Raw genomic sequence first — 22,353 nt, forward strand, 5'->3', positions numbered from 1 at the left:
GCGGACGCACCACGCTGTGCGTCCGGCGTGCCGCACCGAGCGTAGGGGCTCGGCGGCCGCGGGGCCACGGTGCCTCCGCCGGGGTTCAGACCCGGCGGGGCGCGGCGGCCCGGTACTCCCCCGGGGTCATGCCGTAGGCGGTGCGGAAGGCGAGGTGGAAGCCGACCCGGCTGCGGTAGCCGACGCGGGCGGGGACGGCGGACTGGGGGAGCCCGGTCTCGGCGAGCAGCCGGGCGGCCTCCCGTATCCGGCGGGCCGTCAGACGGCGGGCCGGGGGTGTGCCGACGGCCTCGCGGAAGGCGGCGGTGAAGGCGGAGCGGGACATGCCGGCCTCGCGGGCGAGGGTGACCACGGTCCAGGGCTCGGCGTAGCGGGTCTCGATGGCGGCGATCGCGCGGCCGATGCCGGGGTGGTGGTACGGGCCGTCCGGCGGCCGGGGCGCGGCGGCCAGACCGAGGGCCGTCTCCAGGACCCGCAGGGCGAGCAGCCGGTCGCCGGGCCCGGGGCGCCGGCCGGGGGCGGCGAGCAGGGCGAGGGTGTCGCGGAGCAGGGGTTCGGCCTCGACGCGGGCCCGGTCGAGGCGGAGGGCGCGGGGCAGGGCGGCGGCGAGGGGCGGGGCGGCCGGGCGGCCGTATCCGGTGCGGACGGTCAGGACGCGCACGCCCGCGCCGGCCCCGCCGGGTTCGACCACGAAGACGGCGGGCCCGGCGGGGACTCCCCGCGGAGGTGCTGCGCCCGGGGGGCCCGGCGGGCTCGTCGGCAGGGGGGTGTCCGGCACGGCCGGTGGCGGGGTGTCCGGGGCGGCGGCCGGTTCCGGCGTGAGGTGGTGGCGGGCGCCGGTCGGGAGCAGGGCGAGGTCTCCGGGGGCGAGTTCGAGGGCGCGGACCCCCGCGGCGGAGAGCCGGCACCGTCCGGCGAGGACGTGGTGGAGGACGGCCCGCGTGCCGCCGGTCTCGGTCTGCATCGGAACTGCCGCCTTCCGCACCCGGTGAACGACGGACGGTCAGCGTAGCGAGCGCGGGCGGGAGATCGGGTCCCTCCGGGGGGTGCCGGGCGGGTTTCGTGTCCGGCGCGCGTCTTGCCCGGCCCCCTACGCCCTAGTAGTTAACAAAGGGCCGGATTGCCCGCCCGGTTCGCTGGGCAAGGCTCCCCCGGTACCCCCCGAATCCGTCCTCCCCGTACCCGTCTTCATCCCTGTGGGCCCGCCATCCGAGTGAACGCGGAGGGGCGCGGCGATGCCGTCCTCCCCCCGGCCTCCGGCGCGGCTAGAAAGAGCGCACCACCACCCGCACCCCCGTAACCCGTCAGGTGATGCTGTGAATCCGCTCATGGGACGTATTCCCGTACTGGACGTCCGCCCGCTGGTCGACTGTGGCCGGCGCCCCGCGAAGGCGGTGGTCGGCGAGACCTTCGAGGTGTCGGCGACCGTCTTCCGCGAGGGCCACGACGCGGTCGCCGCCAATGTCGTACTGACCGGCCCGACCGGCCGGTCGGGGCCGTGGACCCCGATGCGCGAGCTGGCCGAGGGCTCCGACCGCTGGGGTGCCGAGGTCACCCCGGACGCCGAGGGCCTGTGGACGTACACCGTCGAGGCGTGGAGCGACCCGCTGGCGACCTGGCGCCACGCGGCGAGGATCAAGATCCCGGCCGGGATCGACTCCGAACTCGTCCTGGCCGAGGGCGCGGAGCTGCACGAGCGGGCCGCCAAGGGCGTCCCGAAGAAGGGCGGCGGGCGCGAGGCGGTGCTCGCGGCGGCGGACGCGCTGCGCGACGCGTCCACGCCGGCGGCGGCCCGGCTCGCGGCGGCGCTCGCCCCGCAGGTGACGGAGGCGCTGGACCGGCATCCGCTGCGCGAACTGGTCTCCGCCTCCCCGGCGTTCCCGCTCCGGGTGGAGCGCGAGCGGGCGCTGTACGGCTCCTGGTACGAGTTCTTCCCGCGCTCGGAGGGCGTGCGGAAGGTCAAGGGCCGTACGGTGCCGGGCAACTTCCGGACCGCCGCCGAACGGCTTCCGGCCATCGCGGCGATGGGCTTCGACGTGGTCTACCTGCCGCCGATCCACCCGATCGGCGAGACCCACCGCAAGGGCCCCAACAACGCCCTGTCGGCGTCGCCGAGCGACGTCGGCGTGCCGTGGGCGATCGGTTCGCCGGAGGGCGGTCACGACGCGGTCCACCCCGACCTGGGCACGATCGAGGACTTCGACGCCTTCGTGGCCCGGGCCCGTGAACTGCGCCTGGAGATCGCGCTGGACTTCGCGCTCCAGTGCTCGCCGGACCACCCGTGGGTGGAGAAGCACCCGGAGTGGTTCCACCACCGGGCGGACGGCTCGATCGCCTACGCCGAGAACCCGCCGAAGAAGTACCAGGACATCTACCCGATCGCGTTCGACAAGGACATGGACGGCATCGTCGCCGAGACCGTGCGGGTGCTGCGGCACTGGATGGACCACGGGGTGCGGATCTTCCGGGTGGACAACCCGCACACCAAGCCGGTGGTGTTCTGGGAGCGGGTGATCGGGGAGATCAACGGCCGGGACCCGGACGTGATCTTCCTGGCGGAGGCGTTCACCCGGCCGGCGATGATGCGGACGCTGGGCGCCGTCGGCTTCCAGCAGTCCTACACGTACTTCACCTGGCGGAACAGCAAGGACGAGCTGACCGAGTACCTGACGGAGCTGTCCGGGGACGTGGCGGCGCAGATGCGGCCCAACCTCTTCGTGAACACCCCGGACATCCTGCACGCCTACCTCCAGGAGGGCGGCCGGCCGGCCTTCGAGGCGCGGGCGGTGCTCGCGGCGACGCTCTCGCCGACCTGGGGCATCTACGCCGGGTACGAGCTGTGCGAGAACACCCCGCTGCGCCCGGGCAGCGAGGAGTACCTCGACTCGGAGAAGTACCAACTCCGGCCGCGCGACTGGGAGTCGGCGGAGCGGGCGGGCGCGACGATCACCCCGCTGATCACCTCGCTGAACCGGATCCGGCGCCGTCACCCGGCGCTCCGGCGGCTGCGGAACCTGACCTTCCACACGACCGACAACGCGCAGGTGATCGCGTACTCCAAGAAGTCGGGTTCGAACACCGTTCTGGTGGTCGTCAACCTCGACCCGCACCACACCCAGGAGGCGACGGTCTCGTTGAACATGCCGGAACTCGGCCTCGGCTGGCACGAGACCGTGCCGGTGCGCGACGAGCTCACCGGCGCCACCTATCACTGGGGCAGGAACGCCTACGTGCGCCTGGAACCGGGCGTCACGCCCGCGCACGTGCTCGTCCTGCGACCGTCCCCGCAGACCGGAGGGTCACCCACCTCATGACTGTCAACGATCCCGTCCCCGACACCTTCGAGGACACCCCCGCCAAGGACCGCGACCCCGACTGGTTCAAGCGGGCCGTCTTCTACGAGGTCCTCGTCCGGTCCTTCCAGGACAGCAACGGCGACGGCGTCGGCGACCTGAAGGGCATCACCTCCCGGCTGGACTACCTCCAGTGGCTCGGCGTGGACTGCCTGTGGCTGCCGCCGTTCTTCAAGTCACCGCTGCGCGACGGCGGCTACGACGTCGCCGACTACACCTCGGTCCTCCCCGAGTTCGGCGACCTCGCCGACTTCGTCGAGTTCGTGGACGCGGCGCACCAGCGCGGGATGCGCGTGATCATCGACTTCGTCATGAACCACACCAGCGACCAGCACCCGTGGTTCCAGGAGTCGCGGCGCGACCCGGACGGACCGTACGGCGACTACTACGTCTGGGCCGACGACGACAAGCAGTACCCGGACGCCCGGATCATCTTCGTCGACACGGAGACCTCCAACTGGACCTTCGACCCGGTCCGCAAGCAGTACTACTGGCACCGCTTCTTCTCGCACCAGCCGGACCTCAACTACGAGAACCCGGCGGTCCGGGAGGAGATCCTGTCGGCGCTGAAGTTCTGGCTGGACCTGGGGATCGACGGCTTCCGGCTGGACGCGGTGCCGTACCTGTACCAGCAGGAGGGCACCAACTGCGAGAACCTGCCGGCCACCCACACCTTCCTGAAGGAGGTCCGGAAGGAGATCGACGACCACTACCCGGACACGGTGCTGCTCGCCGAGGCGAACCAGTGGCCCGAGGACGTGGTCGACTACTTCGGCGACTTCCGCTCCGGCGGCGACGAGTGCCACATGGCCTTCCACTTCCCGGTCATGCCGCGGATCTTCATGGCCGTGCGGCGCGAGTCCCGCTACCCGGTCTCCGAGATCCTGGCGAAGACCCCGGAGATCCCCTCCGGCTGCCAGTGGGGCATCTTCCTCCGCAACCACGACGAGCTCACCCTCGAGATGGTCACGGACGAGGAGCGGGACTACATGTACGCCGAGTACGCCAAGGACCCGCGGATGCGGGCCAACATCGGCATCCGGCGGCGGCTCGCCCCGCTCCTCGACAACGACCGCAAGCAGATGGAGCTGTTCACCGCGCTGCTCTTCTCGCTGCCGGGCTCGCCGGTGCTGTACTACGGCGACGAGATCGGCATGGGCGACAACATCTGGCTCGGCGACCGGGACGGGGTGCGCACCCCGATGCAGTGGACCCCCGACCGGAACGCGGGCTTCTCCTCCTGCGACCCGGGCCGGCTCTATCTGCCGGCCATCATGGACCCGGTCCACGGCTACCAGGTGACCAATGTGGAGGCGGGGATGGCCTCGCCGTCCTCGCTGCTGCACTGGACGAAGCGGATGATCGAGATCCGCAAGCAGAACCGGGCCTTCGGGACGGGCACGTACACCGAACTCCCGGCGTCCAACCCGTCGGTGCTCGCCTTCCTCCGTGAGGACGGCGACGATCTCGTGCTCTGCGTCAACAACTTCTCGCGGTTCGCACAGCCGACCGAGCTGGACCTGCGGCGCTTCGCCGGGATGCGGCCGGTGGAGCTGATCGGCGGGGTGGAGTTCCCCGCGATCGGCGAGCTGCCGTACCTGCTGACGCTGGCCGGGCACGGCTTCTACTGGTTCCGGATGAAGCGGAGTTGACATTCAGTCAGCTACGGATCCGCCGGGGTGGGACGGTTTCCGCCGTCCCACTCTGGGAACTGTGTCCCACACACGAACCCGCCCCATCCGGGTCCATCCATATGGATCTTCCCTTTCCGACACGTCCCGCACATCCGGACAGCCCCAGCCGCCATCCGGGACAATCTGCGCATTTGAACGCCTACGACAGCCAACTGCGCGCCCCGGGGAAAGGACGCGATGCCATGCCGGAGACCGCATCCACCACCCGGGCCCCGGACGCCCTCCTTCCGTCCCTGACGCCCCTGCTCCACGAATGGCTGCCCCGGCAGCGCTGGTTCGCGGGCAAGGGCCGCCGGGTCACCGGATTCACGCTGGACGCGGCCACCGAGCTGCTGCCGCTGGACGGCCCCGGCCCCGGACTCCTCCACCTCCTGCTGCGGGTCGAACAGCCCGGCCGCCCGGCCGGCGAACCCGCCGACTGCTACCAACTCCTGCTCGGCGTACGGACCCAGCTGCCGCCGCGCCTCGCCCCCGCCCTCATCGGCCGCGTCCGGCAGGGCCCGCTGACCGGCCGCGCCGTCTACGAGGGGCTGCGCGACCCGCGCCTCGCCGGGCTCCTGTACGAGCGGCTGCGCACCCCCGGCCGCACCGGACCGCTCCGCTTCCACGCCACCCGCGCCCTGCCCGGGGCGCTCGCCCCCCGGGTCCTCGACGGCGAACAGTCCAACTCCTCGCTCGTCTTCGGCGACGCGTACATCCTGAAGATCTTCCGCCGGGTCAGCCCCGGCGCCAACCCGGACCTGGAACTGCCGCTCGCCCTCGACCGGGCCGGCTGCGCCCGCGTCCCGGCCCCGGTGGCCTGGTTCGAGTCCGGGGCGGCGACGCTGGGCGTGCTCCAGCCGTATCTGCGCGACTCCCGCGACGGCTGGCGGCTCGCCCTCGACGCCCTCGCGGCGGGGCGGGAGTTCGCCACCGAGGCGCGGGCGCTCGGACGGGCCACCGCCGAGGTCCACCTCGCCCTCGCCGAGGCCCTGCCCACCCAGCGGCTGCCGCGCGCCGAGACCGAGGGCCTGGCGGCCGCGATGGACCGGCGGCTGCACGCCGCCGCCCAGGCCGTCCCCGCGCTGCTGCCGTACGTCCCCGGCCTGCGGGCCGTCTTCGCGGCGGCCGGCGACGCGGAGGGCGCCGGCACGGTGCAGCGCATCCACGGCGACCTGCACCTCGGGCAGACCCTGCGCGGCTCCGACGGCGCCTGGGCCGTCATCGACTTCGAGGGCGAGCCGGCGAAGCCGCTCGACGAGCGGCGCCGCCCGCAGCCGACCGTCCGCGACGTCGCCGGCATGCTCCGCTCCTTCGACTACGCGGCCCGCACCCACCGGCCGTGGAACGCCGACTGGGCGGCCCGCTGCCGGGCCGCGTACTGCACCGGCTACGCCGAGGTCGCCGGCGCGGACCCCCGCACCGATCCCGCGCTGCTGCGGGCCTACGAGACCGACAAGGCGGTGTACGAGGTCGTCTACGAGGCCCGGCACCGCCCGGACTGGCTCCCCGTGCCCATGTCCGCCATCCACCGCCTCGCCACCCTCCGGTGAGCGGGCGGCACCGGGCGCGCGAGATGGCCCGTTCGGCGGAGTTTCCTGGCACCCGGCGAGGGAGTTGCCTATTTCGTACCCTTTTCGATGTTTCAGGAGGCTTCCGGTGACCGCCAAGACGCCCCGCACGGCGCCCCCGATCGACCCCGGCGAGCGCGCGCGGCTGCTCGCCGGGGAGCACCACGATCCGCACGCGCTGCTCGGCGCCCACCCGGTGAAGGGCGGCGTCGTCCTCCGGACGCTGCGGCCCTGGGCCCGGTCGGTCACGGCCGTGCTCCCGAAGGGGCGGACGGTCGAGCTGCGCCACGAGGGCGACGGCCTGTTCTCGGCGCTGGTGCCGCTGCTGCGGAAGGTCCCGGCGTACGAGTTCCGTGTGCGGTACGACGACGGGCCGGAGCTCGCCGTCCAGGATCCGTACCGGCACCTGCCCTCGCTCGGCGAGCTGGACCTGCATCTGATCGGCGAGGGCCGGCACGAGGAGCTGTGGACGGCGCTCGGCTCCCGGGTGATGACCCACGGCGGGGTGTCCGGCACCCGCTTCGCCGTCTGGGCGCCGAACGCGCGCGGCGTCCGCGTCACCGGCGACTTCGTCCACTGGGACGGCACCGGGCTGCCGATGCGCTCGCTCGGCTCGACCGGCGTGTGGGAGCTGTTCGTGCCCGGCATCGGGGAGGGGGCGGTCTACAAGTACGACATCACCCGCCCCGACGGCTCGCACACCGTGCGGGCCGACCCGATGGCCCGGCGCACCGAGTGCCCGCCGAACACCGCCTCGATCGTCACCGCCTCGCACTACGAGTGGGGCGACCAGGAGTGGATGGCGCGGCGCGGGGCCCGGCCGCCGCACGAGGCGCCGATCTCGGTCTACGAGCTCCACCTCCCCTCCTGGCGACCCGGCCTGACCTACCGCCAGCTGGCCGAGGAGCTGCCCGCTTACGTCCGTGAACTCGGCTTCACGCACGTGGAGTTCATGCCGGTCACCGAGCATCCCTTCGGCGGCTCCTGGGGCTACCAGGTCACCGGCTTCTACGCGCCGACCGCCCGGCTCGGCACCCCGGACGACTTCAGGTACCTGGTGGACGCGCTGCACCGGGCCGGCATCGGCGTGCTGATGGACTGGGTGCCGGCCCACTTCCCCAAGGACGACTGGGCGCTGGCCGAGTTCGACGGGCGCCCGCTGTACGAGCACGCGGATCCGCGCCGCTCGCACCACCCGGACTGGGGCACCCTGGAGTTCGACTACGGCCGCAAGGAGGTGCGGAACTTCCTCGTCGCCAACGCGGTCTACTGGTGCCAGGAGTTCCACGTCGACGGCCTGCGGGTGGACGCGGTGGCGTCGATGCTCTACCTCGACTACTCGCGGGAGTACGGCGAGTGGCTGCCGAACGAGTACGGCGGCCGGGAGAACCTGGACGCGGTCGCCTTCCTCCAGGAGATGAACGCCACCGTCTACCGCCGCTGCCCCGGCATCGTGACCTTCGCCGAGGAGTCGACCGCCTGGGACGGGGTGACCCGGGCGACGGACCTGGTCGGCCCGGGCGGCTTCGGCGGGCTCGGCTTCGGCATGAAGTGGAACATGGGCTGGATGCACGACTCGCTCCAGTACATGGAGAAGGAGCCGGTGCACCGCAAGTACCACCACCACGAGATGACCTTCTCGATGGTGTACGCGTACAGCGAGAACTACATCCTGCCGATCTCCCACGACGAAGTGGTGCACGGCAAGCGGGCGCTGGTGTCCAAGATGCCCGGCGACTGGTGGCAGCGGCGCGCCAACCACCGCGCCTACCTGGGCTTCATGTGGGCCCACCCGGGCAAGCAACTCCTCTTCATGGGGCAGGAGTTCGCGCAGGGTTCCGAGTGGTCGGCGGACCACGGGCCGGAGTGGTGGCTGCTCGATCCGGAGTACGGCGCCGAGGCCGACCACCGGGGCGTGAGGGACCTGGTGCGGGACCTGAACCAGGTCTACACGGCGACGCCGTCGCTGTGGGAGCGGGACACCGCGCCGGAGGGCTTCGAGTGGGTGGTCGGGGACGCGGCGGACGACAACGTCCTCGCCTTCCTCCGCTACGACGCCTTCGGCTCGCCGCTGCTCGCCGTCTGCAACTTCTCCCCCGTGGTCCGGCACGACTACCGGATCGGGGTGCCGGACGCCTTCGCCGCGTGGGGCGAGGTGCTGAACACGGACGCCTCCCGGTACGGCGGTTCGGACGTGGTCGGCACCGACCCGGTGAAGACCGAGTCGGTGCCGTGGCACGGGCGGGCGGCGAGCGTCCGGATGACGCTGCCGCCGCTCGCGACGGTCTGGCTCAGGCCCGCCTGACGATCCCGAGCCGCTGGGTGGCCCGGGTCAGCGCCACGTACAGGTCGTTCACGCCGTGCGTGGCGCCGGCCCGGATGCCGTCCGGGTCGACGACGAGGACCGTGTCGAACTCGAGGCCCTTCGCCTGGCGGGGGTCGAGGAGGACCACCGGGCGGGTGAGGTCGGGCTTCGGGCCGTACGAGGCGTCGGGGAGGGCCGCGACCAGGCCGGGCAGCAGCTCCGGCGGGGCGATCACGGCGATCCGGCCCTCGCCGCCGAGCTCGGCGGCGACCGCGTCGGCGGTCTCCTTCACCGGGTCCTCGACGGTCCGGTCCCACGGTTCGACGCCGGTGGAGCGGACCGAGCCCGGCGGCTCGAAGGCCGGGTCGTCCGCCCGGCGGACGGCGGCGGCGACCGCCATGATCTCGGCGGGCGTGCGGTAGTTGACCCCGAGCCGCACGTGCTGCCAGCGGTCCTGCACGTACGGGGCGAGGATCGCGTCCCACGCGCCGACGCCGGCCGGGTCGCCGGTCTGGGCGGGGTCGCCGACCAGTGTCATCGAGCGGGTGGGGCTGCGGCGCATCAGCAGCCGCCACTGCATCGCGGACAGCTCCTGCGCCTCGTCGACGATGATGTGGCCGAAGGCCCAGGTGCGGTCGGCGGCGGCCCGCTCGGCGGCGGTGCGGTGGTCGGCCTCCTCGTGCCGCTCGGCGAACCGCTCGGCGTCGATGATGTCGTGCGCGGACAGCACCTCGGAGGCGTCCTCGTCCAGCTCCTCCTTGTCCTCGAACTCGTAGGTGCGGGAGGCGAAGGAGACGTCGAGGACGCCCTGGGCGTACTGCACCCGGCGCTGCCGCTCGGCCTCCTGGGCGGCGCGGGCGGCGGAGTCGTCGTGGCCGAGGAGTTCGGCGGCCTCGTCGAGGAGCGGCACGTCGCCCGGGGTCCAGGCGCCGCCGTCGCGGCGGATCGCCGCCGCGTCCTCCTCGGGGAGGTGGGTGGGCTCGGCGAGGTAGTCGGCGAGGAACTCCTCGGGGGTGAGCTCCGGCCAGAGGGTGTCGATGGCGGCGTGCACGTCGGGGTTGGCGGCGATGCCCTTGGCGAGCAGGGCGATGTCGTCGGGGCCGAGGAAGTTGGGGCCGCCGTACGGGTCGGCGCCGATCCGGTCGGCGAGCTGCGCGGCGAGCGCGTCGAGGATCCGGAAGACGAAGTAGGGGCGGGCGAGGTTGTGCGGGAGGGCGGTCTCGCGGGCCTTGTGGCGGGCCTCCAGGGCCATGTCCCAGTCGATGACCAGGTCGCCGTCCTCGTGCGGGACGATCAGCGGCGCGCCGCGCTCGGGGACCTGCTGCCGGTCGCGTACGGCCTCCGCCAGGGCGGCGGCCATCCGGACGTCGCCCTTCACGGCGGCGGCGCGGGCGGTGTCGGCGGCGCCGGCCCGGACGCCCGGGTACAGCTCGCCGGGGGTGGCGAGCAGGACGCCGGTCTCGCCGAGCGAGGGCAGCACGTTGCCGATGTAGCCGAGGAAGGCCGGGTTGGGGCCGACGATGAGGACGGCCCGCCTGGCGAGCTGCTCGCGGTGGGCGTAGAGCAGGTACGCGGCGCGGTGCAGGGCGACCGCGGTCTTGCCGGTGCCGGGGCCGCCCTCGACGACCAGGACGCCGGTGTGCGGGGAGCGGATGATGGCGTCCTGCTCGGCCTGGATGGTCTGCACGATGTCGTGCATGCGGCCGGTGCGGGCGGCGTCGAGCGCGGCGAGCAGCACCTCGTCGGCGTCCCGGCCCTCGTGGCCGGAGCGGGTGCGGTCGGCGAGGTCGAGGACCTCGTCGTGGAGCGACACGACCTCGCGGCCCTTGGTGGTGATGTGCCGGCGGCGGCTGAGGCCCATCGGCTCGTGGCCGGTGGCGAGGTAGAAGGGGCGGGCGACGTCGGCTCGCCAGTCGACGACGAGCGGGGTCCGCCGCGGGTCGTCCTCGCGCAGGCCGATGCGCCCGATGTGGTGGTCGCGCCCGTCCCGGAAGACGAGCCGGCCGAAGCAGAGGCCGGTCTCGCCGGCGTTGAAGGCGGCGAGCAGCCCCGACTGCTCCGCCACCATGACGTCCCGCTCCAGGCGCGACTGCGCGCTGCCGGTCCCGGGCGTCCTGAGCGCCTCGCCGACGGCGGCCTCGGCCCGCTCCCTCAGGTCGTCGAGCCGCGCGTAGAGCGAGGTGATGAATTTCTGCTCGTCCCGAATTGGCTCGGTTGACAATTCGACTCCCAGCGCGATACAGTGCCTTTAGTGAAATGCTCCATGAATTCCTCACGGAATCCTCGTGAGTGAGCACACGGAATTCACTAATATAGGCGCCGCACCACCCCGACTGTCAATTCAGCCGGGGTTTTTTCGTGCCGTCGCGCGGTTTCGGCGCGGTGCGGGACCGAGCACCGGAAGCCGGACAGGGCCTAGCCGAGGCTCTTGTGGAAGTGGACGTCCTCCGCGCCGCCCGGGATGCCGAGCGTGCGGCCGGTCTCCACGTACCCGTGCCGCCGGTAGAAGTCCGGGGCCTGGAAGGTGAAGGAGGAGACGGTGGCGCGGTCGCAGCCGCGCCGGCGGGCCTCGGCCTCGGCCGCGCGCAGCAGCCTGCTCCCCCAGCCGTCCCGGCGGCGGTCCTCGCGCACCCACAGCATCTCGATGCCGAGCAGTCCGCCCCAGGTCCAGGCGGTCAGCCCGCCGACGGTCTCGCCCGTCACCGGGTCCTGCGCCCGCACGGACAGCTCGCCCTGGTCCTCGGGGGTGGTCCCGGTGGCCGCGAAGTTGTACGCGTCGAGGCCCCGGTCCAGGAGCTTCGACAGCTCCGGGTCGCGGTCCCCGACGGTCAGACCCGCCTCGTCGTGATCATGGTTCATGCGGGCGAGTCTGGCACGGACGCCCTCAGGAGCGGGACGATCTCCGCCTCCTCGTAGGCGAAGTGCGTCTCCAGCTCCGTCCGCAGCCGGTCGAACCCGGGGCGCAGCTCCGCCGGGCCGGTCTCGTCGACCCGGGCGAGCAGCTCCCGCAGTCCGTCCAGGGCGCGGGCGACGGTGTCGTGCTCGGCGCGCAGCCGCTCGAAGACCCCGGCCTTCTCCGGGAACTCCCGGGCCAGGTAGGGGAAGAGGCCCGCGTCCTCGCCGCCGTGGTGATGGGCGAGACCGGCGCAGAAGGTGAGGCAGTGGCGGCGGAGCTCCACCGTGAGGTCGGCGGCGCCCGGCGCGGCGAGGCCGTCGGCGAGGGCCGCGAGTTCCCCGCGCAGCCAGTCGTGGATCCTCACCAGCTCGTCGGCGAGGGCGTCGAGCCGGTCCGGCGGGGTGTGGTCGGAGTCGGGGATGCGGTGGAGGACGACGACGGGCAGGACCCGGTCGGTGGCCTTCTGGTAGTCGGCGTAGCCCGGGGCGGCGGCGACGACCTTGGCGAAGAGCGCGTCCCGTTCGGCGCCGGTGGCGGCGACGGCCGTCGCCCGCCAGCGGTCCGCGCCGCGTTCGACGGTCACGGTGGGGTGGACCAGGACGTTGCGGTACCAGTCCGGGTGGCGGTCGGAGCCGCCGGCCGAGCCGACGACGAGGAGCCGGTCGCCGTCCTCGACGAAGCCGAGCGGGGTGGTGTGTTCTCTTCCGGACCTGGCGCCGGTGGTGGTGAGGAGAAGGAGCACCCATCCCTCGAAGGGGCCGCCGAGTCGACCGGCGTTGGTGCGGAATTCTTCGATGACGCTGACGTTGAAGTCGAGAGGCAACTGCCATCCCTACTGTCCTCTTGCCTCCATGTCTCCGCTTTCGAGCGCGGACCGACACGCGACGTGAGTGCGCCCATTCTCACGCGGAGGCCCTTGACGGTGTCAAGGGCTCACGTGGAGGCCCTTGACGGTGTCAAGGGCCTTTCCCGCGGGGCGGGTTCCTCCCGGTGCCCGGATCCGGCTCAAGGCCCGGGTCCCGGGAGGAGGTTCGGGGCGGTCAGACGCCGGCGCGGGCGCGCTCCTCGCCCTGGTCGCGCGGGTCGGGCACGGCGGCCGGCTCGTCGCCGGGGTGGTCGGCGTGGCCCGCGTGGTCGTCGGTGAAGCTCTTCTCGTCGAAGGGGAACTTCCCCGCCAGGACCTCGGTCACCCGCGTCCGGTCGATCTCCTTCGTCCAGGTGCCGACGAGGACGGTGGCGACGGCGTTGCCGGCGAAGTTGGTGAGGGCGCGGGCCTCGCTCATGAAGCGGTCGATGCCGACGATCAGGCCGACGCCGTCGACCAGGTCGGGGCGGTGCGACTGGAGGCCGCCGGCGAGGGTGGCGAGACCGGCGCCGGTGACGCCCGCGGCGCCCTTCGATGCGATGACCATGAAGACGAGGAGGGAGATCTGCTCGCCGATCGAGAGCGGGTCGCCCATCGCCTCGGCGACGAAGAGCGAGGCCATCGTGAGGTAGATGGCGGTGCCGTCGAGGTTGAAGGAGTAGCCGGTGGGGACGGTGATGCCGACGACGGGCTTGGAGACGCCCAGGTGCTCCATCTTCGCGATCAGGCGGGGCAGCGCGGACTCTGAGGAGGAGGTCGAGAGGATCAGCAGGAACTCGCGGCCCAGGTACTTCAGCAGCGACCAGAGGTTGACCCCGGCGACCAGCCGGAGCAGCGTGCCGAGGACGACGAAGACGAAGAGGGCGCAGGTCACGTAGAAGCCGATCATGATGACGGCGAGCGACTTCAGCGCGTCGAGGCCGGTCGCGCCGACGACGGCGGCGATGGCGCCGAAGGCGCCGACCGGGGCCGCCCACATGATCATGGAGAGGATCCGGAAGACGAGCCGCTGGATGTGGCCGATGCCGCGCAGCACCGGCTCGCCGGCCGGGCCCATCGCCTGGAGCGCGAAGCCCGCCAGGAGGGCGACGAGGAGGGTCTGGAGGACCTCGCCGCCGGTGAAGGCGGAGACCAGGGTCGTCGGGATGATCCCGAGCAGGAAGTCGGCGGTGCCCTCGCTCGCGCCCTCCGCCTGCTTGGCGCCGGCCTCGGCCAGCTCCTTGGTGAGGTGGAGGCCGGAACCGGGCTCCAGGAGGTTGCCGACGACGAGGCCGATCGCGAGTGCGACGGTCGACATCACCATGAAGTAGCCGAGCGCGAGACCGCCGACGGCACCCACCTTGGCGGCCTTGCGGACCGAGCCGACGCCCAGCACGATCGTGCAGAAGATGATCGGCGAGATCATCATCTTGATCAGGTTCACGAAGCCGGTGCCCAGCGGCTTCAGCTCGACGGCCACGCCCGGGGCGAGGAAACCGACGCCGACGCCGAGCAGGACGGCGCCGATCACGGCCAGATACAGGTAGTGGGTACGGTCCCGGCGTGCGGCCACGGGGTCCTCCTCGTGCTGATGGGTGTCCACGTCCCGGTGGACTCCGCGACTATCCATCAGCCTGTGACCCGGGTCACCGTTGCGTGCGTTTCGTTCATGGCCGAAACGCGCGCGCCCGCTTCCGCGGAGCACGATTCGGGAACGCAATGCCCCGGAGCAAATCCAGGCGTGCACACTTGCCGCATGCGTCTCCCGCCCTTCCGCCCCCTCCCCCTGCCGCGGCCCCGCAGCCTGGCCGGCCAGCTCTTCGCGATGCAGGTCGTGCTGATGGCCGCGGTCGTGGCGGGCTGCGCGGTCTTCGCGTACGTCACGGACCGGGCGCAGGCCGAGGAGACCGCGCGCCGGCAGTCCACGGCGACCGCGACGGCCGTGGCCGGATCGCCGTCCGTCGTGGCGGCGGTCCGTACCGCCGACCCGTCCGCCGCGCTCCAGCCGTACGCGGAGGAGCTGCGCCGGCGGGCGGACGTGGCCTTCGTGGTGATCATGGCGCCGGACGGGACGCGGTGGACGCACCCGGAGCCGGACCGGATCGGCCGCCACTACCTCGGCCACATCGAGCCGGCGCTGCGCGGCGAGACCTTCTCGGAGACGTACCCGGGGACGCTCGGCCCGTCGGTGCGGACGATCACCCCGGTGCTCGCCGGCGGCCGGGTGGTCGCCCTGGTCAGCGCGGGCATCACCATCGAGCGGATCAGCGCGCAGGTACGGGAGCAGGTGACCGCGCTGCTCGGGATGGCGGGGGCGGCGCTCGCCCTCGGCGGCGCCGGCACGTATGTGATCAACGCGCGGCTGCGGCGGCACACCCACGGGATGAACGCCGCCGAGCTGAGCCGGATGCACGACTACCACCAGGCCGCGCTGCACGCGGTGCGGGAGGGCCTGGTGATGCTCGACGGGCGGCGCAGGATCGCGCTCATCAACGACGGGGCGCGCGAGCTGCTCGGCCTGGACGAGGGGGTGGTCGGCCGGCCGGCGGCCGAGCTCGGGCTCCCGGCGCCGCTGACCGGGGCGCTGCTCTCCTCGGAGCCCCGGGTGGACGAGACCCATCTGACCGACGACCGGGTCCTCGTCGTCAACACCCGGCCGGTGGTGGGCGGGGAGCGGCGCGGCACCGTGGTGACGCTCCGGGACCGCACCGAACTCCAGGCGCTCTCCGGCGAGCTGGACTCCCAGCGGGGTTTCACGGAGGCGCTGCGCTCGCAGGCCCACGAGGCGGCGAACCGGCTGCACACGGTGGTGTCGCTGATCGAACTCGGGCGGGTGGCCGAGGCGGTGGAGTTCGCCACGGCGGAGCTGGAGCTGGCGCAGGCGCTCACCGACCGGGTGGTGGACGCGGTCGGCGAGCCGGTGCTCGCGGCGCTGCTGCTCGGCAAGGCGGCGCAGGCGAACGAGCGGGGCGTGGAGCTGGTCCTCACCGAGGACAGCCGGATCGACGACGGACTGCTCCCGCCGGCGCTGGGGCCGCGGGATCTCGTCACGGTGCTGGGCAATCTCGTGGACAACGCGGTGGAGGCGGCGGGCGGCACGCCGCACGCGCGCGTGACGGTCACGGTCGCGGCCCGCTCCGGCGACGGCGAGCTGCTGCTCCGGGTCGGCGACAGCGGTCCCGGCGTCCGCCCCGCCGACCGGGACGCGGTGCTCGGCCGGGGCTGGTCCACCCGGGGTCCGGGCCGCGGGCTCGGCCTGGCGCTGGTCCGGCAGGCCGTCACCCGCGCGGCCGGCACCCTCACCGTGGACGAGGCCCCGGAGGGCGGCGCCCGCTTCACGGTCCGCGTCCCCCTCCCCCGTACCCCCGCCGGAGGCGACAGATGAACGGGCCGCAGGAGATCCGGGTGCTCGTGGTCGAGGACGACCCGGTCGCCGCCGACGCGCACGCGCTGTACGCGGGCCGGGTGGAGGGCTTCCGGGTGGTCGGGGTGGCGCACTCGCGGGCGGCGGCGGTGCGGCTGCTCGACCGGGTGCCCGTGGACCTGATCCTGCTCGACCTCTATCTGCCGGACGGCTACGGGCTCGCCCTGCTGCGGGCGCTGCGGGCCGCCGGGCACGGGGCGGACGTCATCGCGGTGACCTCGGCGCGCGATCTGGCCGTGGTGCGCGAGGGGGTCTCCCTCGGGGTGGTCCAGTACGTCCTCAAGCCCTTCGCCTTCGCCACCCTGCGGGACCGGCTGACCCGGTACGCCGAGTTCCGGGGCGCGGCCGGCGAGGCGTCCGGGCAGGACGAGGTCGACCGGGCGCTGGCCGCGCTGCGCGCCCCGCAGCCGGCGACCCTGCCGAAGGGGCTGAGCGGTCCGACGCTGGAGTCGGTCACCCGCTCCCTGCGCGAGGCGCCGGCCGGGCTGACCGCCGCGGAGGCGGGCGCGGCGGTGGGCATCTCGCGGATCACCGCCCGCCGCTATCTGGAGCACCTGGTCACCGAGGGCCGGGCGGTCCGCGCCCCGCAGTACGGCCAGATCGGCCGCCCGGAGCTCCAGTACCGCTGGCGCGGCGGCGGCCGCTGACCGGCGCCCCGGCCCGCGCCGTCCGCTCACCGGACGTCACGCCCCGATTACCGGCCGGTTCCCACCTTCCTCCAGGCTGTGGCCTCAGATGAACGCACCGTAGCCAGCCGTCACTGCGCGCGCCTACCGTGGCGTGGTGCACCATCCCTCTCCTCCCTTCGACGCCCCGGCCGCGCGCCGCCTGCGTCAGGGGCTCGGCATGGCACCGGGTCATGTCGCGTACGGCCTCCGGGCCCAGTACGGCCTCCCGGTCACCCCCGACACCGTCGCCGCCTGGGAGCGCGGCACCCTCGCGCCGAGCGAACAGGAGCTGACCGCGCTCGCGGGCGTCCTGTGGTGCTCGCCCGCCGATCTGATCGCCGTCGCCTCCACCCTGCGCGAGCACCGGGTGGCCCGCGGGCTCTCCGTGGAGGACCTCGCCCGGCACGTGGGCGTCGCCGCGCACGCGTACCGCCGGATGGAGGACGAGGGCAGCTGGAAGGGGACCGAACGGCAGACGGCCGCGCTCGCCCAGGTCCTCGGCCTCGGCCCGCGGGCGCTGATCACCGCCACCGGCGGCGACGGACGCCTCGCGGAGCTGCTGCGGGACGCGGCGACCACCCGCTGGCAGGCGTACGTGAAGCCGGCCGTGCGGATGCTGCCGCTGCCCAAGCGGGTGCTGGAGCCGGCGCTGGCGCGGCTGCACGCCGAGTACCACGCCCACATGGCGGCGACGTCCAGCTGGGGCGCCTCCGGGGCGACGGGCGACGAGGGCCGGGCGTACCTGGAGGCGATCACCGACCACTTCTGGGCGGCGGTGGGGCACTAGTACCCCGGGAAACGGACGACGGAGGTCCCGCCGGGCGGGACCTCCGTCCCTGCGTGCCGGGAGCGGTCAGAAGACCGACTCCGCCTCCCGGATCCGGTCCGCCGGGACCGTCTTCAGCTGGGTGACGGCCTCCGCCAGCGGCACCATCTTCACGTCGGTGCCGCGCAGCGCGGTCATGTTGCCGAAGTCGCCGCGGTGCACGGCCTCCACCGCGTGCCAGCCGAAGCGGGTGGCGAGGACGCGGTCGTACGCCGTCGGGGTGCCGCCGCGCTGGACGTGGCCGAGGATGACCGGGCGGGCCTCCTTGCCGAGCCGCCGCTCCAGCTCGTAGGCGAGGGCGGTGCCGATGCCCTGGAAGCGCTCGTGGCCGAACTGGTCGATCTCGCCCTTGCCGTAGTCCATCGTGCCCTCGGCCGGGTGGGCGCCCTCGGCGACGCAGATGACGGCGAACTTCTTGCCGCGGGCGAAGCGCTCCTCGACCATCTTGACCAGGTCGGCCGGGTCGAAGGGGCGCTCGGGGAGGCAGATGCCGTGGGCGCCGCCGGCCATGCCGGACTCCAGCGCGATCCAGCCGGCGTGCCGGCCCATCACCTCGACGACCATGACCCGCTGGTGGGACTCGGCGGTGGTCTTCAGCCGGTCCATCGCCTCGGTGGCGACGCCGACGGCGGTGTCGAAGCCGAAGGTGCGGTCGGTCGACGAGATGTCGTTGTCGATGGTCTTGGGGACGCCGACGACCGGGACGCCCGCGTCGGAGAGCATCCGGGCGGCGGTCAGGGTGCCCTCGCCGCCGATCGGGATGAGGGCGTCGAAGCCGCTCTTCTCCACGAGCGCCTTGGCGTTGTCGCAGGCGGCGGCGAAGCGGTCGCGCTCCAGGCGGGACGAGCCGAGGATGGTGCCGCCGCGGGCGAGGATGCCGCTGACGGCGTTGAGGTCGAGGGTGCGGTAGCGGCCGTCGAGGAGTCCGGCGTAGCCGTCCTCGAAGCCGATGACCTCGTCCCCGTAGTTGGTCACGGCCCGGTGCACGACCGACCGGATCACTGCGTTCAGGCCGGGGCAGTCGCCGCCTGCGGTGAGGACTCCGATGCGCATCGTGCTGTGTCTCCTGCTCGGTCGCGGTCCGTTTGAGCCGTTTCGATTCTCACACGCCGGATCCGTCCGGGGCGTTCGCCGCCGCTCCGCGCGTGCCGGGAGCGGGGCCGAACGGGGGCCTTTCGTCCCTCGGGGAGGGCCTTTCGTACAGCAAGCGACCTACCCAGGTGCAGGGGTATTGTCAAGGGGGTAATGCCGCCCTATCGGCTTCTTTTCGGGATCGAGAGTTGACTGGGGTGACGCAGGGCGAGGGCCGGGCCCCCAGGACGGGCCGGGCCCTCACGCAGGACGGCCCTTCCACGGGACGGGCCCCTACCGCAGGACTGGACAGGAGACCACGGCGTGACGCGCAGCGTGTACGTGACCGGGATCGACCGCGGGGACGGCCGCCAGGTCGTCGAGCTGGGAGTCATGGAACTCCTCACCCGACAGGTGGACCGCGTGGGGGTGTTCCGCCCCCTGGTGCACGACGGTCCCGACCGCCTCTTCGACCTGCTGCGCGCCCGCTACCGGCTGACCCAGGACCCCGCCACGGTCTACGGCATGGACTACCACGAGGCGTCCGCCCTCCAGGCCGAGCAGGGCACGGACGAGCTGGTCTCCCGGCTGGTCGACCGCTTCCACGCGGTCGCCCGCGACTACGAGGTCGTCCTCGTCCTCGGCACCGACTTCGCCGCCACCCAGCTCCCCGACGAGCTGGCCCTCAACGCCCGCCTGGCGAACGAGTTCGGCGCCTCCGTCATCCCCGTCGTCGGCGGCAAGGGCCAGCCCTCCGAGTCCGTGCGCGCCGAGGCCCGCAACGCCTTCCGGGCCTACGACGGCCTCGGCTGCGACGTCCTCGCGATGGTCGTCAACCGGGTGGCGGGCGAGGACCGCGAGACCATCGCCGAGCGGCTGGCCGCCCGGCTCCCCGTCCCCTGCTACGTCCTCCCGGACGAGCCGGCGCTCGCCGCGCCGACGGTCGCCCAGATCACCCACGCGCTCGGCGCGACCGTCGTCCTCGGCGACGACGCCGGGCTCGCCCGCGACGCCCTGGACTTCGTCTTCGGCGGCGCGATGCTGCCGAACTTCCTCGACGCGCTGACCCCGGGCTGTCTGGTCGTCACCCCCGGGGACCGCGCCGACCTGGTCGTCGGCGCGCTCGCCGCCCACTCGGCCGGTACGCCCCCGATCGCCGGCGTCCTGCTCACCCTGGACGAGCGGCCCACCGACGCGGTCCTCACCCTGGCCGCCCGGCTCGCCCCCGGCACCCCGGTGATCTCCGTCCCCGGCAACAGCTTCCCGACCGCCGCCGAACTCTTCGCCCTGGAGGGCAAGCTGAACGCGGCCACCCCGCGCAAGGCGGAGACCGCGCTCGGCCTCTTCGAGCGGCACGTGGACACCACCGACCTGCTCAAGCGGATCTCGGTGGCGCCCAGTGGCCGGGTCACCCCGATGATGTTCGAGCACGAGCTCCTGGAGCAGGCCCGGGCCGACCGGCGCCGGGTGGTGCTGCCCGAGGGCACCGAGGAGCGGGTGCTGCGCGCCGCCGACGTGCTGCTGCGCCGGGACGTCTGCGACCTCACCCTGCTCGGCGACGTCGAGACCATCCGCAAGAAGGCCGCCGACCTCAGCGTCGACCTGCGGGACACCCAGCTGATCGACCCGCAGACCTCCGAGCTGCGGGACGACTTCGCCGAGAAGTACGCGGCGCTCCGCGCCCACAAGGGCGTCACCGTGGAGCTCGCGTACGACGTCGTCTCGGACGTGAACTACTTCGGCACCCTGATGGTCCAGGAGGGGCTGGCCGACGGCATGGTCTCCGGCGCGGTCCACTCCACCGCCGCGACCATCCGCCCCGCCTTCGAGATCATCAAGACCAAGCCGGACGCCTCGATCGTCTCCTCGGTCTTCTTCATGTGCCTCGCCGACAAGGTGCTGGTGTACGGCGACTGCGCGGTCAACCCGGATCCGGACGCCGAGCAGCTCGCGGACATCGCCGTGCAGTCGGCGGCCACCGCGGCCCGCTTCGGCGTCGACCCGCGGATCGCGATGCTCTCGTACTCCACCGGCACCTCCGGCTCCGGCGCCGACGTCGACAAGGTCCGCGAGGCCACCAAGCTGGTCCGGGAGGCGCACCCGGCGCTGCGGATCGAGGGCCCGATCCAGTACGACGCGGCCGTGGAGCCCTCCGTGGCGGCGACCAAGCTGCCCGGCTCGGAGGTGGCCGGCCAGGCGACCGTGCTGATCTTCCCGGACCTCAACACCGGCAACAACACCTACAAGGCGGTGCAGCGTTCGGCCGGCGCCGTCGCCGTCGGCCCGGTCCTCCAGGGCCTGCGCAAGCCGGTCAACGACCTCTCGCGCGGCGCCCTCGTCAGCGACATCGTCAACACGGTCGCCATCACGGCGATCCAGTCCCAGGTCCCCGCCCCGACCGAGGAGCTCCCCGCATGACCGGCACTCCCACCCGCGTCCTCGTCCTGAACTCCGGCTCCTCGTCGGTGAAGTACCAGCTCCTCGACATGAGCGACGGCAGCCGGCTCGCCCAGGGCCTGGTGGAGCGGATCGGCGAGGACACCTCCCGGCTCGCCCACACCCCGCTGCAGGGCGGCGGCGGCGCGAAGCGGGAGCGGACCGGACCGATCCCCGACCACGCGGCGGCGCTGAAGGCGGTCGCCGAGGAGCTGGCGGCGGACGGGCTCGGCCTGGACTCCCCCGAGCTGGCCGCGATCGGCCACCGGGTGGTGCACGGCGGGCTGCGCTTCACCGAGCCGACGGTCATCGACGAGGAGGTGATCGCCGAGATCGAGCGCCTGGTGCCGGTGGCGCCGCTGCACAACCCGGCGAACCTGCTCGGCATCCGCACGGCCATGGCGCTCCGCCCCGACCTGCCGCAGGTCGCCGTCTTCGACACCGCCTTCCACACCACGATGCCGGAGGCGGCGGCCCGGTACGCGATCGACGTGGAGACCGCCGACGCGCACCGGATCCGCCGCTACGGCTTCCACGGCACCTCCCACGCGTACGTCTCCCGGGCGACGGCGAAGCTGCTCGGCAAGGCGCCCGAGGAGGTGAACGTGATCGTGCTGCACCTCGGCAACGGCGCCTCCGCCTCGGCGGTGCGCGGCGGCCGCTGCGTGGACACCTCGATGGGCCTGACCCCGCTGGAGGGCCTGGTCATGGGCACCCGCTCCGGCGACGTCGACCCGGCGGTCACCTTCCACCTGATGCGGGTGGCGGGCATGTCGGCCGACGAGATCGACGTCCTGCTCAACAAGCGGTCCGGGCTCGTCGGGCTCTGCGGCGACAACGACATGCGCGAGATCCGGCGCCGGATCGACGAGGGCGACGAGCGCGCCGCGCTCGCCTTCGACGTCTACGTCCACCGGCTGAAGAAGTACATCGGCGCGTACTACGCGGTGCTCGGCCGGGTCGACGCGGTCGCCTTCACCGCCGGCGTGGGCGAGAACGCGGCGCCGGTACGGGAGGCGGCCATCGCCGGCCTGGAGGAACTGGGCCTCGCCGTGGACGCCGGTCTCAACGCCGTACGGTCGGACGAACCGCGGGTGATCTCGCCCGAGTACGCCCGGGTGGCGGTGGCCGTGGTGCCGACCGACGAGGAGCTGGAGATCGCCCGTCAGAGCTACGCACTCGTGAGCGAGTAGCCACTCGAACGAGTGAACGCCTGAGCGGGTCCCCGCCCATTTGTACTTTCCGCCAGCCGGAATATTCCGCAGTGAAACAAACCGATAGGATCC

15 protein-coding genes are annotated in these 22,353 nt (G+C 73.1%); 9 read left to right on the top strand and 6 right to left on the bottom strand.

All coding sequences use genetic code 11. The features are described from left to right. Window positions 1-85 precede the first annotated feature (85 nt). Window positions 86-964 carry an AraC family transcriptional regulator gene (locus tag IF73_RS0110995; protein WP_051716675.1) on the bottom strand — a complete coding sequence of 293 codons (879 nt, stop codon included), beginning with the start codon at window positions 962-964 and terminating at the stop codon, window positions 86-88. Window positions 965-1,328: 364 nt separating this feature from the next. On the opposite strand from IF73_RS0110995, the gene IF73_RS0111000 reads away from it, so the two are divergent. The 4 genes from IF73_RS0111000 (at window position 1,329) to glgB (ending at window position 8,902) form a co-directional block, all read left to right on the top strand. Further along, window positions 1,329-3,314, top strand: coding sequence for an alpha-1,4-glucan--maltose-1-phosphate maltosyltransferase (locus tag IF73_RS0111000; RefSeq protein ID WP_031006129.1), 1,986 nt, complete (start codon window positions 1,329-1,331; stop codon window positions 3,312-3,314). Next, the gene (gene treS / locus IF73_RS0111005) at window positions 3,311-5,005 is read left to right on the top strand and encodes a maltose alpha-D-glucosyltransferase (RefSeq protein ID WP_031006131.1); all 1,695 of its coding nucleotides are present in this window, start codon (window positions 3,311-3,313) and stop codon (window positions 5,003-5,005) included. Before IF73_RS0111000 ends, treS begins: the two co-directional genes overlap by 4 nt. 224 nt (window positions 5,006-5,229) lie before the next feature. After that, window positions 5,230-6,579 (top strand): maltokinase N-terminal cap-like domain-containing protein, encoded by a 1,350-nt coding sequence (locus IF73_RS0111010; RefSeq protein WP_031006133.1) that lies wholly within the window; start codon window positions 5,230-5,232, stop codon window positions 6,577-6,579. Between the two features lie 106 nt (window positions 6,580-6,685). Then, the gene (gene glgB / locus IF73_RS0111015) at window positions 6,686-8,902 is read left to right on the top strand and encodes a 1,4-alpha-glucan branching enzyme (RefSeq protein WP_037878880.1); all 2,217 of its coding nucleotides are present in this window, start codon (window positions 6,686-6,688) and stop codon (window positions 8,900-8,902) included. On the opposite strand, the gene IF73_RS0111020 is transcribed toward glgB, so the two are convergent. From IF73_RS0111020 to IF73_RS0111035, 4 genes are all read right to left on the bottom strand, one after another. Further along, the gene (locus IF73_RS0111020) at window positions 8,889-11,123 is read right to left on the bottom strand and encodes a HelD family protein (RefSeq protein ID WP_031006137.1); all 2,235 of its coding nucleotides are present in this window, start codon (window positions 11,121-11,123) and stop codon (window positions 8,889-8,891) included. The genes glgB and IF73_RS0111020 overlap by 14 nt on opposite strands. Before the next feature lie 194 nt (window positions 11,124-11,317). Next, entirely contained in the window at window positions 11,318-11,761 is a 444-nt protein-coding gene (locus tag IF73_RS0111025; RefSeq protein ID WP_031006139.1) for a GNAT family N-acetyltransferase, read from the bottom strand. Next, window positions 11,758-12,621 (bottom strand): nitroreductase/quinone reductase family protein, encoded by an 864-nt coding sequence (locus IF73_RS0111030; protein ID WP_031006141.1) that lies wholly within the window; start codon window positions 12,619-12,621, stop codon window positions 11,758-11,760. Before IF73_RS0111030 ends, IF73_RS0111025 begins: the two co-directional genes overlap by 4 nt. A 217-nt stretch (window positions 12,622-12,838) precedes the next feature. Beyond that, complete coding sequence (locus IF73_RS0111035; RefSeq protein WP_051716676.1) at window positions 12,839-14,272, bottom strand: cation:dicarboxylate symporter family transporter; 1,434 nt, start codon at window positions 14,270-14,272, stop codon at window positions 12,839-12,841. Between the two features lie 126 nt (window positions 14,273-14,398). On the opposite strand from IF73_RS0111035, the gene IF73_RS0111040 reads away from it, so the two are divergent. From IF73_RS0111040 to IF73_RS0111055, 3 genes are all read left to right on the top strand, one after another. Then, window positions 14,399-16,027 (top strand): sensor histidine kinase, encoded by a 1,629-nt coding sequence (locus tag IF73_RS0111040; protein ID WP_031006145.1) that lies wholly within the window; start codon window positions 14,399-14,401, stop codon window positions 16,025-16,027. Continuing rightward, on the top strand, window positions 16,024-16,713 hold the full coding sequence (locus IF73_RS0111045; RefSeq protein WP_031006148.1) for a response regulator: 690 nt from the start codon (window positions 16,024-16,026) through the stop codon (window positions 16,711-16,713). Before IF73_RS0111040 ends, IF73_RS0111045 begins: the two co-directional genes overlap by 4 nt. 199 nt (window positions 16,714-16,912) lie before the next feature. After that, window positions 16,913-17,521: a helix-turn-helix domain-containing protein gene (locus tag IF73_RS0111055; RefSeq protein ID WP_031006150.1), complete on the top strand. Its 609-nt coding sequence runs from the start codon at window positions 16,913-16,915 to the stop codon at window positions 17,519-17,521. Window positions 17,522-17,587: 66 nt separating this feature from the next. Here the strand turns inward: IF73_RS0111055 and IF73_RS0111060 are convergent, their stop codons facing one another. Continuing rightward, window positions 17,588-18,613 carry a 6-phosphofructokinase gene (locus tag IF73_RS0111060; protein WP_031006152.1) on the bottom strand — a complete coding sequence of 342 codons (1,026 nt, stop codon included), beginning with the start codon at window positions 18,611-18,613 and terminating at the stop codon, window positions 17,588-17,590. Window positions 18,614-18,955: 342 nt separating this feature from the next. On the opposite strand from IF73_RS0111060, the gene pta reads away from it, so the two are divergent. Next, window positions 18,956-21,049 carry a phosphate acetyltransferase gene (pta, locus tag IF73_RS0111065; protein ID WP_031006154.1) on the top strand — a complete coding sequence of 698 codons (2,094 nt, stop codon included), beginning with the start codon at window positions 18,956-18,958 and terminating at the stop codon, window positions 21,047-21,049. Further along, window positions 21,046-22,260, top strand: coding sequence for an acetate kinase (locus tag IF73_RS0111070; RefSeq protein ID WP_031006156.1), 1,215 nt, complete (start codon window positions 21,046-21,048; stop codon window positions 22,258-22,260). Before pta ends, IF73_RS0111070 begins: the two co-directional genes overlap by 4 nt. Window positions 22,261-22,353: the final 93 nt, after the last annotated feature.

It is taken from the genome of Streptomyces sp. NRRL F-5727 (genome assembly GCF_000719555.1).
GTDB lineage: Bacteria > Actinomycetota > Actinomycetes > Streptomycetales > Streptomycetaceae > Streptomyces.